Source organism: Comamonas sp. A23, from assembly GCF_004522605.1.
Taxonomy (GTDB): domain Bacteria; phylum Pseudomonadota; class Gammaproteobacteria; order Burkholderiales; family Burkholderiaceae_C; genus Comamonas; species Comamonas thiooxydans.
Window position 1 is genome coordinate 265,049 of record NZ_RSDT01000006.1, and the last position, 18,010, is coordinate 283,058.

15 protein-coding genes and 1 tRNA gene are annotated in these 18,010 nt (G+C 58.5%); 9 read left to right on the forward strand and 7 right to left on the reverse strand.

Going from position 1 to position 18,010, the window contains the following annotated elements; translation table 11 throughout:
- The first annotated feature begins 7 nt into the window (after positions 1 to 7).
- Positions 8 to 1,282 carry an acyl-CoA dehydrogenase family protein gene (locus EIC84_RS15740; protein WP_003061252.1) on the forward strand — a complete coding sequence of 425 codons (1,275 nt, stop codon included), beginning with the start codon at positions 8 to 10 and terminating at the stop codon, positions 1,280 to 1,282.
- Positions 1,283 to 1,542: 260 nt separating this feature from the next.
- Here EIC84_RS15740 and EIC84_RS15745 read toward each other — a convergent pair whose 3' ends face one another.
- Entirely contained in the window at positions 1,543 to 3,300 is a 1,758-nt protein-coding gene (locus tag EIC84_RS15745; protein ID WP_003061251.1) for a methyl-accepting chemotaxis protein, read from the reverse strand.
- Between the two features lie 295 nt (positions 3,301 to 3,595).
- Here EIC84_RS15745 and prfB point away from each other — a divergent pair.
- The 8 genes from prfB (at position 3,596) to EIC84_RS15785 (ending at position 11,977) form a co-directional block, all read left to right on the forward strand.
- Positions 3,596 to 4,700 (forward strand): peptide chain release factor 2 gene (prfB, locus tag EIC84_RS15750; RefSeq protein WP_100086375.1). Its coding sequence is split into 2 segments (ribosomal slippage): positions 3,596 to 3,676 and positions 3,678 to 4,700, totalling 1,104 coding nucleotides; the frame shifts between segments, so codons are not numbered across the junction.
- Between the two features lie 18 nt (positions 4,701 to 4,718).
- Positions 4,719 to 7,421, forward strand: a complete 2,703-nt coding sequence (gene pepN / locus EIC84_RS15755) for an aminopeptidase N (RefSeq protein WP_003061249.1) — start codon at positions 4,719 to 4,721, stop codon at positions 7,419 to 7,421.
- Positions 7,422 to 7,459: 38 nt separating this feature from the next.
- The gene (locus EIC84_RS15760) at positions 7,460 to 8,416 is read left to right on the forward strand and encodes a hypothetical protein (RefSeq protein ID WP_003061248.1); all 957 of its coding nucleotides are present in this window, start codon (positions 7,460 to 7,462) and stop codon (positions 8,414 to 8,416) included.
- Positions 8,417 to 8,474: 58 nt separating this feature from the next.
- Positions 8,475 to 9,497, forward strand: a complete 1,023-nt coding sequence (locus EIC84_RS15765) for a class 1 fructose-bisphosphatase (RefSeq protein WP_003061245.1) — start codon at positions 8,475 to 8,477, stop codon at positions 9,495 to 9,497.
- A gap of 13 nt (positions 9,498 to 9,510) precedes the next feature.
- A tRNA-Thr gene (locus tag EIC84_RS15770) sits at positions 9,511 to 9,586 on the forward strand.
- Between the two features lie 106 nt (positions 9,587 to 9,692).
- Positions 9,693 to 10,181 carry a thermonuclease family protein gene (locus EIC84_RS15775; RefSeq protein ID WP_003061241.1) on the forward strand — a complete coding sequence of 163 codons (489 nt, stop codon included), beginning with the start codon at positions 9,693 to 9,695 and terminating at the stop codon, positions 10,179 to 10,181.
- Between the two features lie 83 nt (positions 10,182 to 10,264).
- Complete coding sequence (locus EIC84_RS15780; RefSeq protein ID WP_003061238.1) at positions 10,265 to 11,458, forward strand: ATP/GTP-binding protein; 1,194 nt, start codon at positions 10,265 to 10,267, stop codon at positions 11,456 to 11,458.
- A 9-nt stretch (positions 11,459 to 11,467) separates the two neighbouring features.
- On the forward strand, positions 11,468 to 11,977 hold the full coding sequence (locus tag EIC84_RS15785; protein ID WP_034361152.1) for an RloB domain-containing protein: 510 nt from the start codon (positions 11,468 to 11,470) through the stop codon (positions 11,975 to 11,977).
- 10 nt (positions 11,978 to 11,987) lie between these two features.
- On the opposite strand, the gene EIC84_RS15790 is transcribed toward EIC84_RS15785, so the two are convergent.
- From EIC84_RS15790 to EIC84_RS15825, 6 genes are all read right to left on the reverse strand, one after another.
- Positions 11,988 to 12,653 carry an SOS response-associated peptidase gene (locus EIC84_RS15790; RefSeq protein WP_003061236.1) on the reverse strand — a complete coding sequence of 222 codons (666 nt, stop codon included), beginning with the start codon at positions 12,651 to 12,653 and terminating at the stop codon, positions 11,988 to 11,990.
- A gap of 650 nt (positions 12,654 to 13,303) precedes the next feature.
- Positions 13,304 to 13,966: a hypothetical protein gene (locus EIC84_RS15805; protein ID WP_131361289.1), complete on the reverse strand. Its 663-nt coding sequence runs from the start codon at positions 13,964 to 13,966 to the stop codon at positions 13,304 to 13,306.
- Between the two features lie 239 nt (positions 13,967 to 14,205).
- Positions 14,206 to 14,700, reverse strand: coding sequence for a hypothetical protein (locus tag EIC84_RS15810; RefSeq protein ID WP_003061226.1), 495 nt, complete (start codon positions 14,698 to 14,700; stop codon positions 14,206 to 14,208).
- Positions 14,697 to 15,320 (reverse strand): glycoside hydrolase family protein, encoded by a 624-nt coding sequence (locus EIC84_RS15815; protein ID WP_003061223.1) that lies wholly within the window; start codon positions 15,318 to 15,320, stop codon positions 14,697 to 14,699. The genes EIC84_RS15810 and EIC84_RS15815 overlap by 4 nt, the downstream gene beginning before the upstream one ends.
- Positions 15,317 to 15,532: a hypothetical protein gene (locus tag EIC84_RS15820; protein WP_003061220.1), complete on the reverse strand. Its 216-nt coding sequence runs from the start codon at positions 15,530 to 15,532 to the stop codon at positions 15,317 to 15,319. The genes EIC84_RS15815 and EIC84_RS15820 overlap by 4 nt, the downstream gene beginning before the upstream one ends.
- 45 nt (positions 15,533 to 15,577) lie before the next feature.
- Positions 15,578 to 17,902, reverse strand: a complete 2,325-nt coding sequence (locus EIC84_RS15825) for a sialate O-acetylesterase (RefSeq protein WP_003061217.1) — start codon at positions 17,900 to 17,902, stop codon at positions 15,578 to 15,580.
- Positions 17,903 to 18,010: the final 108 nt, after the last annotated feature.

Below are 18,010 nucleotides of genomic sequence, written 5' to 3' on the forward strand. Positions count from 1 at the left end.
AGCACTCATGGACTTCGACTACTCGCCCAAAACCAAGGACTTGCAGCAACGCCTGCTCAAGTTCATGGACGACTACATCTACCCGGCGGAAAAGGAGTATGCCGAGGAGATGCAGGCCAACACGGCCGCCGGCAAGCGCTGGACGCCGCTGCAAACCATTGAAAAGCTCAAGCCCAAGGCCCAGGCCGCGGGCCTGTGGAATCTGTTCCTGCCCGTGGACAGCGCCGAAGCCTCGGGCTACCACGGCGCGGGCCTGACCAACCAGGAATACGCACCGCTGGCCGAAATCATGGGCCGCGTGCCATGGGCTTCCGAAGTCTTCAACTGCTCCGCGCCGGACACCGGCAATATGGAGACCATTGCCCGCTACGGCAGTGCCGAGCTCAAGGAGCGCTGGCTCAAGCCCTTGCTGGAAGGCAAGATCCGCTCGGCCTTCGCCATGACCGAGCCCGAAGTCGCCTCCTCCGACGCCACCAATATCTGCACGCGCATCGAGCGCCAGGGCGACGAATACGTGATCAACGGCCACAAGTGGTGGATCTCGGGTGCCGGCGACCCTCGCTGCCAGGTCTTCATCACCATGGGCAAGACCGACCCCGAAGCGGCCAAGCATTCGCAGCAGAGCATGATCATCATCCCGGCCGATGCCAGGGGCATCCGCATCGAGCGCCCGCTGAACGTGATGGGCTATGACGATGCGCCCCACGGCCATATGGAGATGTATTTCGAGAACGTGCGCGTTCCCGTCGGCAATATTTTGCTGGGCGAAGGGCGCGGCTTCGAGATCGCCCAGGGCCGCCTGGGCCCGGGCCGCATTCACCACTGCATGCGACTGATCGGCCTGGCCGAGCGCGCGCTGGAGCTGATGTGCAAGCGCGCCAGCAGCCGCGTGGCCTTCGGCAAGAGCGTGGCCCAGCAGACCGTGACGCAGGAGCGCATTGCAGAAGCGCGCTGCAAGATCGACATGGCGCGCCTGCTCACGCTCAAGGCCGCCTGGCTGATGGACGTGGCCGGCAACAAGGTGGCCAGGACCGAGATCGCCATGATCAAGGTCGTCGCCCCCAGCATGGCCTGCCAGGTCATAGACTGGGCCATGCAGGTCCACGGTGGAGGTGGCATGTGCGACGACTTCCCGCTGGCCTATGCCTATGCCGCAGCACGCACGCTGCGCTTTGCCGATGGCCCCGACGAGGTGCACCGCAACGCGATTGCCAAATGGGAGCTGGGCAAATACGGCAGCTACGGCAAGAACGCCGAAGTGCCCATCACGCGCGGCGGCTGATGCGAGGCGGCAGGAGCGGATCACGCCGCTCCTGCTCCCCGGAAACAAAAACACCCCGTCAGCCACGGCTGCGGGGTGTTTTTGTTTCCGGGGAGCAGGCTTGTTACTCGCTATCAACAAAGAAGCTTATACCGCCTTATATAAAAGGATTTCAGATACAAAACATATTGAAATTCAATGAATACATACGACAGAAGCTCCATAATCAATAGCAGCATAGCTAACGGCACCAGGCCCGGCACCGCACGCCCGTACCGGACTTAGAAGCTCTCCCACTCGCCATCGTCTGCCGTTGCTACCTTTTGCGGCTGGGGCGCTGCTGCGCTTTTCGCGGGGCTCAGGACCGGCGGCTTGCTCCCCGCCGACATCGCCGGGCGCTTGAGCGCAGCCGACGGGGCCTTGAGCGGGGCCGGAACCTTGATCGCAGCCCTGGCAGGCGCCAGGGCTGGCGTGGCTTGCAGACCGGACTGGGCGCCGAGCTTGAAGAAGCTCACCGTCTCGGCCAGCGCGGCGGCCTGGCTACGCAGCGCGTCGGTCGCGGCTGCGGCCTCCTCCACCAGGGCAGCGTTCTGCTGGGTCATCTGATCCATCTGCGTCACGGCCTGGGTGACCTGCTCGATGCCCGAGGTCTGCTGGTGGCTGGCCACCGAGATCTCGCCCATGATGTCGGTGACACGGCGCACGCTCATCACGATCTCGTCCATGGTCCTGCCGGCCTCGTCGACCTGGGTGCTGCCTTCCTGCACCTTGCTCACGGAGTCGTCGATCAGCTGCTTGATCTGCTTGGCCGCCTCGGCCGAGCGCTGGGCCAGGGTGCGCACTTCGGAGGCCACCACGGCAAAGCCACGGCCCTGGTCCCCAGCACGGGCCGCTTCCACCGCCGCGTTCAGCGCCAGGATATTGGTCTGGAAGGCGATGGAGTCGATCACGCCAATGATGTCCACGATCTTGCGCGAGGAATCGTTGATGGCCGACATGGTCTGCACCACCTGGGCCACTGTGGCACCACCGCGTACGGCCACCTGGGACGCTGCAGACGCCATCTGATTGGCCTGCTGGGCATTGCCGGCGTTCTGCTGTACGGTGGCGGTCAGCTCCTCCATGGAGGCTGCCGTCTGCTCCAGCGAGCTGGCCTGCTCTTCGGTGCGCGAGGACAGATCCTGGTTGCCACTGGCAATCTGGCTGCTGGCCGAGGCAATCGAGTCCGTGCCCTGGCGCACCTGACCCACGATGCGCTGCAGGCTGGTGTTCATGTCCTTGAGCGCCTGCAGCAGCTGGCCCACCTCATCCTGGCTTTGCACGGTGATGCTGGCGCTCAGATCGCCCGCAGCCACGGACTGGGCCAGTTGAACGGCCGACTGCAAAGGACGCGAGATGGAGCGTGCGATCAGCACCGCCAGCGCCACGCCGATGACGATGGAGCCCAACAGCAGCGCCATCACCCACCAGCGGGCAGCGGCATACAGGTCATCGCCGGCCTGATTGGTTTCCTCGGTCGCCTGATGGTTGATCTCGCTGAGAGCATCCAGACGTGTATTGATGCCGCGGCTGATCTTGAGCGACTCGCCGCGCAAGATTTCGCTGGCCTCATCGTTGAGCAGCTGGTGCGACAGATCCACCACCTTGGCCGTCTGCACGGCATAAGCCTTGAGCTCCTCGCCGATTTCGGCCAGCAGGGCTCGCTCCTTGTCGGTTCTCACGTACTTGGCATACGACTGCTGGTTCTGGACCAGCTCGTCCCAGAGCTTGGGCATGCTCTTGTCATAGACCGCCATTTCCTCGGACGACTGCGCCATCACATGCTGCATGGTCTGCGAGCGATAGCGCTGAAGCTGATAACGCATGTCCTGCAGGTTGCGGGCCGCCGGCAGCCACTGGCGCGCCAGATCGGTGGCCGTGGCATTGACACGCTCCATCTGGACCAGGCCATACAGACCCGATACCGCACTGATCAGCAGGATCAGCACAAAAGACACCAGCAGCTTGTTGGCCAGCTTGAGGTTGCGAAAGAAGTTCATGGGGGAATTGGGCGCCTGGGCGACCTGCAAGGTCTGGGACCTGCGAGATGGGGAATAGGGAAAACTGCCTGAAAGCGCGTACACACTGCGCGCGCCTGCGAATTCTATTCAGAATTTGTTACTTCGAGTAACGGCATTCATGAATAAAACCGATGGTGGTATCAGGGGCATAGCTGGGTTCAAAAAGACACCCCGATGAAGCACTCAAAAACCCTGTCGAAGGCCATTGCATCCTTACAGCCGTCCGGCATGAGAAAATCAGCCCTTATTTATCAGCAAGAACAACGGATTCACCATGGAAGCAGAACGCGTCAACTCTATCGGCAACACCCTCCAAGATCTGGCCGAGCGCACGGCAGATCTCCGGAGGTATCTTTGACTACGATGCCAAGTACGAACGCCTGCGCACGGTAAACGCCTCGCTGGAAGACCCTGCCGTCTGGAACGACCCCAAGAAGGCACAGGAGCTGGGCAAGGAAAAGAAGTCGCTCGACTCCGTCGTGCTGACCCTGGAGAAGCTCACCACCGAACTGGCCGACAATTCCGAGCTGTTCGAGATGAGCAAGGAAGAAGGCGATGATGCCGGCCTTGAAACCATCGAAGCCGAAACCGCCAAGCTCAAGCCGCTGATCGAGGAGCTCGAGTTCCGCCGCATGTTCGGCGGCGAAGCCGATCCGCTCAACTGCTTCATCGACATCCAGGCCGGCGCCGGCGGCACCGAAGCCTGCGACTGGGCCAGCATGCTGCTGCGCCAGTACCTGAAGTACGCCGAACGCAAGGGCTTCAAGGCCACGGTCGAAGAAGAGACTCCGGGCGACGTAGCCGGCATCAAGAGTGCCACCATCAAGGTCGAAGGCGAGTATGCCTACGGCCTGCTGCGTACCGAAACCGGCGTGCACCGCCTGGTGCGCAAGTCGCCCTTCGACAGCTCGGGCGGCCGTCACACCAGCTTTTCATCGCTGTTCGTCTACCCCGAGATCGATGACTCCATCGAGATCAACATCAATCCGTCGGATGTGCGCACCGACACCTACCGCGCCTCGGGCGCCGGCGGTCAGCACATCAACAAGACCGACTCTGCCGTGCGCCTGACCCACATTCCCACGGGCATCGTGGTGCAGTGCCAGGACGGCCGCTCGCAGCATAGCAACCGTGACGTGGCATGGCAGCGCCTGCGCTCCAGGCTGTACGACTTCGAGATGCGCAAGCGCATGGAAGAGCAGCAAAAGCTCGAGGACACCAAGACCGATGTGGGCTGGGGTCACCAGATCCGCTCCTATGTGCTGGACAACAGCCGCATCAAGGACTTGCGCACCAACGTCGAAGTCTCGGCCACCCAGAAGGTGCTGGACGGCGACCTGGATGTGTTTATCGAAGCCTCGCTCAAGCAAGGCCTCTGATCCTAGAAAGGAATCGATATGCTGCAACTGCGTGACGGGCAAGCCCCGGCCACCGCGATTTACCGTGCCGACTACGAGGCCCCGGCCTGGTGGATAGACACGGTGGACCTGACTTTTGACCTGGACCCGGCCAAGACGCGCGTGCTCAGCAAGATGCGCGTGCGCCGCAACCCTGAGGTGCCGGCACAGGCGCTGCGCCTGGACGGCGACGAGCTGAATCTGGCGCGGGTGATGGTCAACGGCGGTGGTACCTCCTTCAAGATGGATGGCGACCAGCTGGTGCTGGAGAACCTGCCCGAGGGCAACGAGCCCGTGGAGCTGGAAATCTTCACCACCTGCGCCCCCATCAAGAACACCAAGCTCATGGGCTTGTATGTGAGCGAGGACACGTTCTTCACGCAGTGCGAGGCAGAAGGCTTCCGCCGCATCACCTACTTCCTGGACCGTCCCGACGTGATGGCCATGTACACCGTCACGCTGCGCGCCAACAAGGCCCAGTACCCGGTGCTGCTGTCCAACGGCAATCTGGTGGAGTCCGGCGACCTGGAGGATGGCCGCCACTTTGCCAAGTGGGTCGATCCGCATAAAAAGCCCAGCTATCTGTTTGCGCTGGTGGCCGGCAATCTGGTAGCACGCGAGCAGAAGATCAAGAGCCGTGCCGGCCGCGATCACCTGCTGCAGGTCTATGTGCGCCCCGGCGACCTCGAAAAGACCGAGCACGCCATGAACTCCCTCATGCACTCCGTGGCATGGGACGAGGCGCGCTTCGGCCTGAGCCTGGATCTGGACCGCTTCATGATCGTCGCCACCAGCGACTTCAACATGGGCGCCATGGAGAACAAGGGCCTGAACATCTTCAACACCAAGTATGTTCTGGCCAGTCAGGCCACGGCCACCGACACCGACTACGCCAATATCGAATCCGTCGTCGGACACGAATACTTCCATAACTGGACGGGTGACCGCGTCACCTGCCGCGACTGGTTCCAGCTGAGTCTCAAGGAGGGCCTGACGGTCTTCCGCGATCAGGAGTTCAGCATGGACATGGCGGGCACGGCCTCGGCCCGCGCCGTCAAGCGCATCGACGATGTACGCGTGCTGCGCACCGTGCAGTTCCCTGAAGATGCCGGCCCCATGGCCCACCCCGTGCGCCCCGACAGCTATATCGAGATCAACAACTTCTACACGGTCACGATCTACGAAAAAGGTGCGGAAGTCGTGCGCATGCAGCACAACCTGGTCGGCCGCGAAGGCTTTGCCAGGGGCATGAAACTGTACTTCGAACGCCATGACGGCCAGGCCGTGACCTGCGACGACTTCTCGCAAGCCATTGCCGACGCCAACCCTGACTCTCCCTTGGCCCAGCATCTGCAGCAGTTCCGCCGCTGGTACAGCCAGGCCGGCACGCCTGTGCTCAAGGCCGTGGGCCAGTACGATGCCGACGCCCGGACCTATACGCTGACGCTGTCGCAAAGCTGTGCACCCACCGTGGGTCAGGCCGAGAAACTGCCGTTCGTCATTCCCGTGCAAATGGGTCTGCTCACGGCCAGCGGTCAGCCCATCGCCCTGCAATTGCCAGGCGAAGATGCAGCCCAGGCTGTCGCCAGCCGCATGCTGGTGCTGACCGAAGCCGAACAGCGCTTTGTCTTCAGCAATGTGAGCGAAGCCCCCGTGCCCTCGCTGCTGCGCAGCTTCAGCGCCCCTGTGGTGCTGGAACATGAATTCAGCGATGCCGATCTGCTGACCCTGCTGGCCCATGACAGCGACCCGTTCAATCAATGGGAAGCCAGCCAGCGCCTGGGCCTGCGCTATGCCCTCAAGGCCATCGCGGCCGGCAGCGACGCCAGTACCGAAATCCTGCCTGAAGCCTTTATCGAAGCCATGCGCCGCGTACTGCGCGACGACAAGCTGGACGCGGCGTTCAAGGACCTGGTGCTCACGCTGCCGTCCGAGAGCTATATCGCCGAGCAGCTGGCTGAGGTGGATCCGCAGCGCGTTCATGCCGTGCGCGAAGCCATGATCTTGCAGCTGGCGACCGCGCTGCAGTCCGAGTGGGAAACCGCCTGGGAGGCCAACCGCGACACCGGTGCCTACCGCCCCGACCATGTCAGCGCCGGCCGCCGTGCTCTTGCAGGCCGTGCCCTGTCCATGCTGTGCCTGCAGGCAGCCCGGACTGGCGACACAGTATGGCCCGGCAAGGCCTACCAGCGCTGCAAGGACGCCGGCAATATGACGGACCGCATGGCCGCCCTCTCCGCCCTGGTCTATAGTGCCAGCCCGCTGGCCGAGCAGGCGCTGCAGCGCTTTCACGCGCTGTTCAAGCAGGACGCACTGGTGCTGGACAAATGGTTTGCGCTGCAAGGTGCAGCCAGCGATCGCGGCGGTGATGTGCTTCCGGCAGTCAAGGCGCTGATGAAGCATGCCGACTTCCAGATCAAGAACCCCAACCGCGCACGCAGCCTGATCTTCAGCTACTGCAACAATGCCGGCGCCTTCCACCGCGCCGATGCGGCGGGCTATGTGTTCTGGGCCGATCGCGTGATCGAGATCGACGGCATCAACCCCCAGGTGGCCTCCCGCCTGGCCCGGGTGATGGACCGCTGGAAGAAACTGGCTGAGCCTTACCGCTCTGCGGCCCGCGAAGCCATCGCCCGTGTGGCTGCCAAGCCCGATCTGTCCAACGACGTGCGCGAGGTCATCACCCGCGCCCTGGCGGACTGATGGGTCTGAACATGCTTGCTCGACACGCGGCTCGGGGCATGAAGGCCCTTGCCGTCGCTGCGGCGAGCATGACGCTGAGCACTCAGGCAGCAAAGCCTGATACGGGATTCGAAGCCCGTTTTGCGCCCCTCTATGCCACTGTCTTCAGCGAAGGCGGCAGCTTCAGCGGACGAGCCATGAGTGCCGATCTGCAGGCGCTGGAGCCGCTGTTGAAAAAGCCGGGGTTCGCTGCACGCGATATCTTCCGGCTCTACTACACACAGGCCAGCGTCTATGCGCGCCGCGGCATGCCCAAAGAGGCTGCCGAAGCAGCGCAGACGGCACTGACGGCTTTGTCCGGCACTCAGGACCCTGAGCTGTCATACGCTCATTTTTTCCTGCGCTACTCAAGCATCCGCTGGCTGGCAGATGACGGGCAGCATGAAGCGGCGCTCAAGTGGGTCAAAGCCTTTCAGGCTCAATACCCGCTGCAGCAGATTGCCGTGCTACCCGCCGAAATGCGCTGGGACGAGAGCGTGAGGCCTGCACGGGCTCTGGATTTTCCGAGCCAGATGCAGATTCTCGGCGTCTATGAGGACGAAGGATATCTGCTGCATGAACTGGGGCGGTTTCGCGCGGCCAAGCAAGCCAACGAGCGACTGCTTCCTGTCGCACGTGAACGACTCAAAGCCATGGGCAAGCTGCAGCAAATACGCGGTGTACTCACCAATATTGCGCAAAATTGCTATGAGCTGGGCGATCTGAATCAAGCTGCCATCTATCTTCAGGAGCGTCTGCAGATTGCGCAGGCGGCGCAAGACCATGCCACCGTCTACGACAGCTATTTCCAGCTCATGGTCCTTGCCCATGAGCAAAAGCAAGAACCGCAGGCCCGCCAATGGCTGGCCCGCTATGAACAATACGCGCTGAACCAGAAAGACAGCAAGCAGCAAACCCGCGTCAAGGAGCTGCTGGCGGAACTGGAGCAGCGCAATGCAGGGCGTCCAGGCAAGTGATCGGGCCCCCTGCCCTCAGTCCATTTCAGATTTGCATCGAATATCAAGGAGTTGAAGCATGAAGAAAAACATCAGCCTGACCCGCTATCTGGTCGAGCAACAACGTGTTGACGGGCTCATCCCCGGCCAGTTGCGCCTGCTGCTGGAAGTGGTGGCCCGCGCCTGCAAGCGCATCAGCTTTGCCGTGAACAAAGGTGAGCTCGGCGACGTCATGGGTACGGCCGGCAGCGAAAACGTGCAGGGCGAAGTGCAGAAAAAGCTGGACATCATCGCCAACGAGACCCTGATTGAAGCCAATGAATGGGGCGGCCACCTGGCCGCGATGGCATCGGAGGAAATGGAAGGCATCTATGTGGTGCCCAACCGCTACCCTCAAGGCGAATACCTGCTGATGTTCGACCCCCTGGACGGTTCGTCCAATATCGACATCAACATGTCCATCGGCACCATCTTCAGCGTGCTCAAGAAGCCTGAAGGCCACCCTGGCGTGCACGACAGCGACTTCATGCAGCCCGGCACCCAGCAGGTGGCTGCCGGCTACTGCATCTACGGTCCCCAGACCACCCTGGTGCTGACCGTGGGCGACGGTGTCTCCATGTTCACGCTGGACCGCGAGCAAGGTTCGTTCGTACTCATCGAGGAAAACGTCAAGATCCCCGAAGACACCAAGGAATTTGCCATCAACATGTCCAATATGCGCCACTGGGACGCCCCGGTGAAGCGCTACGTGGACGAATGCCTGGCAGGTGCAGACGGCCCGCGCGGCAAGAACTTCAACATGCGCTGGGTTGCTGCCATGGTGGCCGACGTCCACCGCATTCTCTGCCGCGGCGGCATCTTCATGTACCCCTGGGACAAGCGCGAGCCGCAAAAGGCCGGCAAGCTGCGCCTGATGTACGAAGCCAATCCCATGAGCTGGCTTGTCGAGCAGGCCGGTGGCATGGCCACCAACGGCCGCCAGCGCATCTTGGACATCCAGCCAACGCAGTTGCACGAGCGAGTGAGCGTCGTCCTCGGCTCCAAGAACGAAGTGGAACGCGTGACCAGCTACCACCTCGAAGCCGATGAAAAAGCGCTATAATCTATAGCTTATCGCCGGTGTAGCTCAGTCGGTAGAGCAGCTCATTCGTAATGAGAAGGTCGGGTGTTCGATTCATCTCTCCGGCACCAGAATTGCTAGTAAATAAGCCATTCCCCACGTAAAGTGGGTAGAAAGTGGGTAGAAAACCTGAAACGGTTTCTACCCATTTTTTTTGCCTGCATCTAAAGTGTAGCGATGCTTGCATCCACCCTCCTGTGCCTTGTCGTGGGCATCTCAGACGGCGACACCCTGACCGCCCGATGCGGCGAGCCTGGGCAATACGAACAGGTCAAGGTGAGACTGCAGGGCATCGACGCCCCTGAGCGCAAGCAACCGTTCGGGGAACGCGCCCGGCAAGCACTGGCCGAGCTGACATTTCAGAAAGAGGCAGAGTTGCGCTGCACCAAAACAGATCGGTACAAGCGACAAGTGTGCTCTGTCTGGGTTGCACCCGCATCAGCGCCTACCGGCCCGCGCACACTCGATGCAGGCTTGGCCATGATCACGCAAGGCATGGCCTGGTGGTATCGCGCATATGCTCGCGAACAATCACCACAGGAGCGCGGCCAATACGAGCTTGCAGAGCAAGAGGCCAAGGCTCGAAGGATTGGCCTATGGCGCGATCCTGAACCAATAGCACCGTGGGGATGGAGGCATGGCGAGCGTAGGATTGAGCACAACTAACCCGCCTGCAGAAGTTACGCACAAGAACCTCTATACTCGCGCATAATGAACAAAATTTTGTAGAAAACGAGCGAGCAAACAAAGTGTTTCATACTCTTCGCTTCTCAAACTTCTTCTCCTTCGCGGATGAAACCGAAGTTTCCTTCATTCTTGATGCTCGATCTAGCGACACGGAGAGTAGCTTTGCTTCTGTCGCAACTGACCGACGCTTGAGCAAACTGTTGGCAGTGGTGGGAGCTAACGGAGCTGGCAAAACCAATGTCATCAAAGCACTGGATTTCGTGGCCTGGTTTGTGACCAGGTCTTTCTTTATAGATCCTAGCAGTAACTTTTTAGTTAAGCCGCATGCATTTGAGCCAAATGACGCCACAAGCTTTGAACTGGAGTTTGAGGCATTTGGCAAGCTGTATCGCTATGCCCTAACCCTCAACAGGGAGCGCGTGCTGTTCGAGTCTTTACGTCTAAAGACCAGTCGAACGTTCAGCACCTTGTTTAGCCGTGAGTGGGATGAAGACACAGGTACCGATTTAATCGTAATGAGAGGCTTTGGACTCCCGCAAAAGCAAGCACAGAAAGTTAAGCCGCTGACTTCGTTAATCTCCTTGGCTGATCAGTATGGAGTAGATACAGCGCAGGCAATTGTCAAAGTACTTTCTCGACGGTACAGCAATGTAGGCCCGATCGGCCGGCATGCTTTTCAGGGCACTCCAGATGTACTTGGCGCAGCCGAATTCTTCAAGGAGAGTGAGGCTTACAGAATCAGGATGGTGGAGTTGCTCAATGCTTGGGACTTTGGCCTGAAGGATGTGCAGTTGGAAACGCTGCGTACCGTGGAAAAGGGCAAAGAAGAAGACCTGCTAGTCCCGTTCGGAATTCACAGTGACGGCGACAATGAAGTCAAGCTGCCAATGTTCGCCGAGTCCAGCGGCACTCAGGCAGCGTTTGTGCTACTGGCCGACGTTCTGCCTATCTTGGCAGAAGGCGGCACTGTGATTTTTGACGAGTTGGAGTCTGATTTACATCCTTTGATGCTAGAGCCGATCTTGAACCTGTTCATTAGTCCGAAAACCAATCCTCACAACGCGCAGCTGATTTTCACTTGCCATTCCGTCGAGATCATGAACCTGCTCAAGAAGGGCCAGATCATGCTGGTCGAAAAAAACGAACGCTGCCGGAGCGAGGCTTGGCGTCTTTCCGATATGGAAGGAGTCCGCGCCGACGACAATTTTTACGCCAAGTACATGGCCGGCGCATATGGCGCCGTACCTATCCTGTAAGGGGTGCCAATGGCGAAGCGCCCACTGCGTAAAACTAATCGCACCGTTTTGGTTGTGGTTGAAGGCGAAACGGAACACTCCTTTGTCAATCACATAAAAAATACCTACTACAACCGTGGCATGCGACTGTCCATTGCCATCAAAAATGCTCATGGGCATGGACCCCAAGGGGTTATCTCCAAATTGAAATCTGTGTCCTTGACAGCTAACTACGACCATCGTGTGGCTGTGCTGGATGCAGACATTCCGCTGACTGCACAGGAGCAAGCTTGGCTTAGAAAAGGAAAGGTCGAGACAATACTGTCCATACCCGCCGTTGAAGCTACCCTCCTAGCCATTCTCGGAAGAAATCCGCCAAATGCCACAGCGACATGCAAAGCTGAGTTGCAAAGACATGCGCCGGGTGACCAAACAGACATCCGCTATTACCAGAGACACTTCCCGCACGCGATACTTGAGCAGGCACGGCGAAGGATTCAACCTTTGGACGCAATAATCGTAGTGCTCAGCAAAGAATGAACTAACAACGCTAGAGTCCTGCAGCGCCAAAAACGCTAACTGGTGCCAACCTAAGCAGTTGCGCCGCCTCCCGGACTGTCCCCGCCAGCCACTGATCCACATCCTGCATCTCGATCGGGATCACGCTGCGCTTGTCCTGCCGGTCCGCCGGCAGCTTGGGGTCTGGTTTGTGCATGCGACTCATCAGGGGATGTGAGTCTGCATTGATGGTCAGCATGGTGTAGCTCTCTACCAGCTCTCCAGACGCTGGATCCTTCCAGCGATTCCACAGCCCGGCCAGCGCCCACGGCGCGCCATCGGCCCGGCAAAATCTCCACCACACGTTTTTTCCAGTCTCCCAGCATGGCTCATCAAAGGACCAGGCGGGAATGATGCAGCGCTGGCCGCGCGCCCAGGGAGTCTTGTAGCTGGCTTTGCTGGCCAGCTCCTCCGAGCGCGCATTGTTGGTGCTGTACTTCAGCGTTCGCTCTTTCGCAAACCAGGGGATCAGGCCCCACTTCCCCGCCACGCCCTCGATGCTGTAACCCGGGTCATCGACCGCGCGGCGCAGAAACGGGCCAGACGCGCGCGGAAAGATGTCGAGCCGCTCATCCTTCCACCAGCCCGGAGACTCCCGACCGATTCGGAAATGCCGCTCTATCTCAATCTCTGAGGGGGTGTTGTAGCGATTGCACATGAGTGCATGCTAACAAGTCGGGAAATATTTTTACTGTATAAATTTACAGTATGTGGTGCACTATCTATCAACTGTACTCAGACGACGTGAGGCTGCCGCCAGAGGTCGCAAAAGCCAATGGTGTCTATGGCTGGCTGTACATGCACTCAAAGACGCCAGTGACTGGCATGCCTCTCTGCAAGGCCTATCTGCTACCCGAGCCGGATGCACCCACTATTCAAGAACTGATCAAGCCGCTTATGCACTGCCACCTCATGCTGATCAATGGCGGCGGCTTCCGTCTGAGCGGGCAAGAGTGGAATGTCAACCATCGACACATCAGACAAAGCTGGTGGTGCGTGCCAGGGCCAGCACTTGGGCGCGCGCACGATGCACAACCCTAGTCACCCAACCCTGCTGCGCACTCCCGGGCGATATGGCTTTCCCAATGAGCGCATCCTGCCTGGCAGCGCCAGCGACTACATCACAGAAGAAGTGCACCCTGGGTGGTTCCTGGTGGTCACCCTTGAGGATGGGCTTGTGTATTTCGGGCCAGGCCCGGCTAGTGTTGCGCGTTCCACAGCACCGTTTTGAGAACTGCGCACAGGACTGAATTCGACCTGCATTCGCATGGCAGCGATGATGCGAGATGCAGAATTTAATTTGAAATTTTATTCTTGATGCACTGATGTTGGGATGTATTTGCCCAACCCGCCATATCTCATGCCATGCGCATAATCTATATCCTTCAACAAAGAAAATTGCTGCTCGAGTTCTTTCTTTAGATTTTGACCAACTTGACTGAGTGATATGGAATCGCCTTCCTTATGGAACCACTCCTTAATTAGTTCATCATACCTCTCTTTAACTCCGCGTACGTATGATTCATCTATTAGAGGTTTAGAACCAAAATTTGATCCCTCAATTCGTCGCCTAATTCCATTTAAGTTTGCTTTTGCCTCAACTAGATTTTTAAAATATTTTTGATTGTAATCAAATGCAGCGCCCTCGTCCTCAACGCCCTCAATTTGCATATATACAATTCGATCTATAAAATCAAAATACTTCTTTTTACTGCTATCACTTCCAATATTATTATTTATTTCCAAGAAAAACTGCAATGCATCCTTTGCCCTACCCTTTTCAGTCGATATAAGCCTATCGTATTTAGCCAGAAAAACAACCAATGATCTAACTTTGCTCTCTTTCTTATCATTTTCGGCTCTAGCAATCGGAAGATATGCAACACATACCGCAAAGGCTATAGCCCCAACAGAATATAATGCCTGAAACCATCCCGATAAATCCTTATTGCATTCTAGCCACGATTTCACCGATTGACTTATAAATGGCAAAACAGTCAAAAATACAATAACAATTACCAGTAAAATAAAAGAAAGGCCGTTCTTTTTTTAAGCATAATCAAGATTCAATAGTATTTAGAGAACAATCATCATAAATCCAAACTACTGCTAAAACTACTTTCCTTCTTGCGGTATGAGACCCGCAAATTCTTATCCGGACGCATGCGTTGCACGCAACGCGTAATGCAGCACATATAGTCAACCACTCCCTACTCAATTTTCACAATCAGAGCCCTATCGATCAGAGCCTGCGACTGCAAGAACTTTACTTCGACATCCCGCTGACGGACCATGCCTGCAAGTCCAGTAACCACTTCTGCGCCCTCTGCAGCAAGGGCTGCGAGTCGCTGATGTTGATCTGCGATACCTCGGCAGGCAGCGGCGTCACCGGCAAGCTGGGCATTGAGGGTGGCCGCGCCGCGGATGTCGTGCTGCAGGCCTGCAATACGGGCAGCATCAGCAGTGCGCCTAGCCTCCAGGCGGACCATTTCTTGCGTGTAGTCATGGGTGTTTTCCTGTTGGGCGGCACCGTGCGTCACCACGGCAACCGCTTTAGTTTCAGTATCTGCTTGCGATTGCTGGGCCTGTGCTGCAGCCTGTTTAGCCTGCGAAGTCTCAACCTTGGCCAGCCGCTGGGTCTGCACCGCCAGCAGAAGAGCAAGGGCCAGGGCCAACCAGGGCCAGATGCGAGACGCCCCGGTCATGGCTGTGACTCCATGCAGGCGTTGTGACGCGCCAGCTGACGAGTCCAGACGCCGCCGCAGACTTTGTTGCTTGGCGTACTGCAGTCAAAGCGCCAGCGCGTTGGCTTACCTGCCTTATCCCACTGATAGGCAACCCAGCCCGGGCCTTCACGGCGCCCACTGGTCATGAACTTGTAGCCTAGGTAGGCGCGGCAGGCACCCGGGTAGTCACCCGCCTTGGTCTTGGCCAGCATGCTGGAACTGCGCCAAGCTCCGCAGCCGTACTGCCCTGCGAAGTCCGCCGCCTTGTCGAACTCGGTTTGATTCACCAGCGTCTGGCCGAGGCTGTCACGGACACACTGCGCATAGGTGCGATCCAGCTGACCCAGGGCCAGCTCAACCGCCCGCTGACGCGTGATTGGCGGATCTGCCAGCGTGACGCGCCGGCCATCTTCATAGCGCGTGGAGCCGTGGCCAATGGTGGGCACATCGCCTTGCGTGGGAACGTAAGGGTGCAGCAGGACCTCGCCAGACTGGCTGATGCTCTTGGGACCATCCCCCTCAGATGCAATCCATGCTGTCCCAGCGGCCGCAGAAAGAGAAAGGGCCGCTGCTGCGACCCTTGTTTTATTGCTCATCATGTAGCCTCACCTTCTTCATTGAGCCAGCCCCCCTTACCGCGCTCCTCGCGCCACCACTTGCGCAGCAGATAGAGCGCCTGGATCACGATATAGACGCCAGTTGCGATGGCGACCCAATGATTTAGCGTCATGGTAGACGCGGCAGCCCCCGCCACGGCCGGCGCGGCCTTGGCTGTTTCGATCAATGCTTGAACCTTGCTTTCGTTGCTCATAGCCCTCCCAGGCACGATAAAAGGCCCGCCATGAGCGGGCTGGTGTTACACAGTCCAGTCGAACTCCAGGCACCAGTTGTGCAGAGGGAAGTCATCAAACTTCAGCGTCTCGCCCCGGCTGTCACGCAAGTTGCCGGCCCGGCCGACGTACGGCCCCTTGCCAACTGCTGCATTACCGTAAGACACCATTGCACCAACCGCAGGGGCTGCAGCACACTGCAAGCGCACCTGGCGGCCATTGATCACAGATACGCTGCTTACAGTTGTCCCTGAGACAGCGAATCCCATGTTCGTTTGCGCTGGCACTAAAGCCGTGTCGATGACTAAGCCTGCCTTATTGAACGTCAGCGTTACATAGTTTCCAGACACATCACACCCGATCGGCCAGAGCGGCTCCCAGACACCCCCATTAATTGCCACCGCCTTGACCGCTTCACCGTAATAGCCACCCAGGCGGCGCGACGAGATACTGTCAATGTGCTGTGAGTCGTAGTAGCTCAGCATGTACATGGGAGCGACAAGACTGATCAGTTGGCTTTGGCGAGCAGCAGCAAGCTGAGCAAGTGCGATCGGTCGATTCGCCGATGAAACCTGGTATGCAAGAAAAGGTACTTGCTTGCTCTGGCCCGTTGCTGCTCGGAGATCACTGTCTATGTCTGCGGCAATTTTCAGGATCGCCGGAAGATAGGCCGAAGCATCGCTGTCACTTTCGCCTTGACCAAAGATCACAGCCAGAACCCCTGCTGTGCCACCGCTGACTCCGGAAAGAGCCGTCGCTTGCGCGATGCATGCGTTGTATTGCGCCGTCCCTTTTGACATATCCGCTATCGGCGTACCTCCAACCGCATTGTTTGCAACAACGACCGTCGATTTGACGTCGGTAGGGGACAACTGGTTCTGACGGAGCAACGCGCGACGAATGGAAGCTGCCGCAGCGAGGCCGGGCCATTCGCCTCGAGGCGTCCAAGTCGTCCTTTGCGTATTTGCCACGGTCGCTGGCAGCAAGATCGTCGGGGCGGCTGGATATGCGGGGAACCCGACGCTGTCATATTCCTGGGTAACTGTGATGGGTTCTGTGCCGCTTGTCGGTGTCTGAGATCCTTCCATGAGGCTCTGCCCCAGTCCTATCAACAGCATGCTCTCCCACGGCAGGTTAACTGACCCCACCCTTCCGCCTTTCGGGGCCACATCGCTGATAACACGAAACCCAGCGCGGATGTTCGTGCTGTATGTCCACACCACCCCATCTGCAAAGTTACGCGTGAAGTATGCGGAGGTTCCCTGGGACGCCTCTGAACCGTACGCAATCACCGGACTAGATATAGAAAAATACTCTCCAGATCGCACTTGGGCCGCCAAAGTTATGCGGTTCTCTCCAGTCACCACCGCAACCCGCTCCACCGCACGCTGCACAAATCGGCTTTCGGAGATCCTCTCAAGTAGCGCCACCTTTACACTGCCGGCCGCACTCGCCAAGCATTCAAATATGACGCGCCCACCATTACTTGCTGGTGACGCAAGGATGAAGGACCCAGAACCACTCAAACTCCACGGCGCGGACGCGAACGGCGCAACATTGTTGATGCGCTGCTCTCTCGTCTCCGTGAGAGTTTGCGAGATGACGTGGTTAATATCGCGCTCAAGAGTTGGCGTGAGTTGATCGTGCCCAGTGAAATGCGTGACGTCAAAGCGCACCATCATTCGCGAGCTGGTGTTTACCACTGGCTGAGTAAAAGAAGGCCCCACTGTTCCCGAGCGGATCCCATAGCCGTCAGGAATTGCGCTGACGTATGTCAACGACCCTCCCACACCTCGAACCGCAATGTACTCACCTGCATTGACAGACAGAGACAAAGGGAGCGCATGATATCCAGCAGCAGGGACATTGAGCATCTCTTGTCGCTGCAGCGTGAACGTGTCACCGCTCTTGCTGTACACGTAAACATCCACGACCCCAGCGGCCGCGCTGTTGATATGCATCTTGGAGATGCGCCCCGCAATCTGAGGCCAATCCAACAGGATCAGCCCCGCGGCATTCGCAGTACCTGCCGGGATCGGCAATACATCGCTGTACCCCGCCCCATATTGCTCAACCGAAAGAGAGTCCGAACTGCGCTGGGCCAGCGACGCTGAGGGTGCTTCAAACAGTGGCTCGCTAGTCGCTGCGCTCAGCCGGCGATATACGCGCGCAGCAATGTCGCCACCGACCACAACTTTGAAAGTGTCTCCATCAGCCACGGCTGCGCGACCCTCCGCCTCGGTGGCGTAGTAGTCGTTCTGGATCAACTGTCCATCCTTGGCCGCCTGAGCCAACTCAGCCAGGATCTGATTGGCGACATCGACTGTTTCTTGGTTTGTTGCGTCGCTCATTGGCGGGCCCCTTCATTGATTTGCTTGGCCAGTTGCGCCTGGGTCTTCAGCACGGCAAAAAACGTCGCGTTGTCCATGCGACCTCCTTCTGGACATGAAAAAACCGCC

What these genes read in the sequence shown, in the direction of transcription:
- EIC84_RS15740 (WP_003061252.1), top strand. Translation starts at nt 8, where the DNA reads ATGGACTTCGACTACTCGCCCAAAACCAAGGACTTGCAGCAACGCCTG.
- EIC84_RS15745 (WP_003061251.1), bottom strand. Translation starts at nt 3,300, where the DNA reads ATGAACTTCTTTCGCAACCTCAAGCTGGCCAACAAGCTGCTGGTGTCT.
- pepN (WP_003061249.1), top strand. Translation starts at nt 4,719, where the DNA reads ATGCTGCAACTGCGTGACGGGCAAGCCCCGGCCACCGCGATTTACCGT.
- EIC84_RS15760 (WP_003061248.1), top strand. Translation starts at nt 7,460, where the DNA reads ATGAAGGCCCTTGCCGTCGCTGCGGCGAGCATGACGCTGAGCACTCAG.
- EIC84_RS15765 (WP_003061245.1), top strand. Translation starts at nt 8,475, where the DNA reads ATGAAGAAAAACATCAGCCTGACCCGCTATCTGGTCGAGCAACAACGT.
- EIC84_RS15775 (WP_003061241.1), top strand. Translation starts at nt 9,693, where the DNA reads ATGCTTGCATCCACCCTCCTGTGCCTTGTCGTGGGCATCTCAGACGGC.
- EIC84_RS15785 (WP_034361152.1), top strand. Translation starts at nt 11,468, where the DNA reads ATGGCGAAGCGCCCACTGCGTAAAACTAATCGCACCGTTTTGGTTGTG.
- EIC84_RS15790 (WP_003061236.1), bottom strand. Translation starts at nt 12,653, where the DNA reads ATGTGCAATCGCTACAACACCCCCTCAGAGATTGAGATAGAGCGGCAT.
- EIC84_RS15810 (WP_003061226.1), bottom strand. Translation starts at nt 14,700, where the DNA reads ATGACCGGGGCGTCTCGCATCTGGCCCTGGTTGGCCCTGGCCCTTGCT.
- EIC84_RS15815 (WP_003061223.1), bottom strand. Translation starts at nt 15,320, where the DNA reads ATGATGAGCAATAAAACAAGGGTCGCAGCAGCGGCCCTTTCTCTTTCT.
- EIC84_RS15820 (WP_003061220.1), bottom strand. Translation starts at nt 15,532, where the DNA reads ATGAGCAACGAAAGCAAGGTTCAAGCATTGATCGAAACAGCCAAGGCC.
- EIC84_RS15825 (WP_003061217.1), bottom strand. Translation starts at nt 17,902, where the DNA reads ATGAGCGACGCAACAAACCAAGAAACAGTCGATGTCGCCAATCAGATC.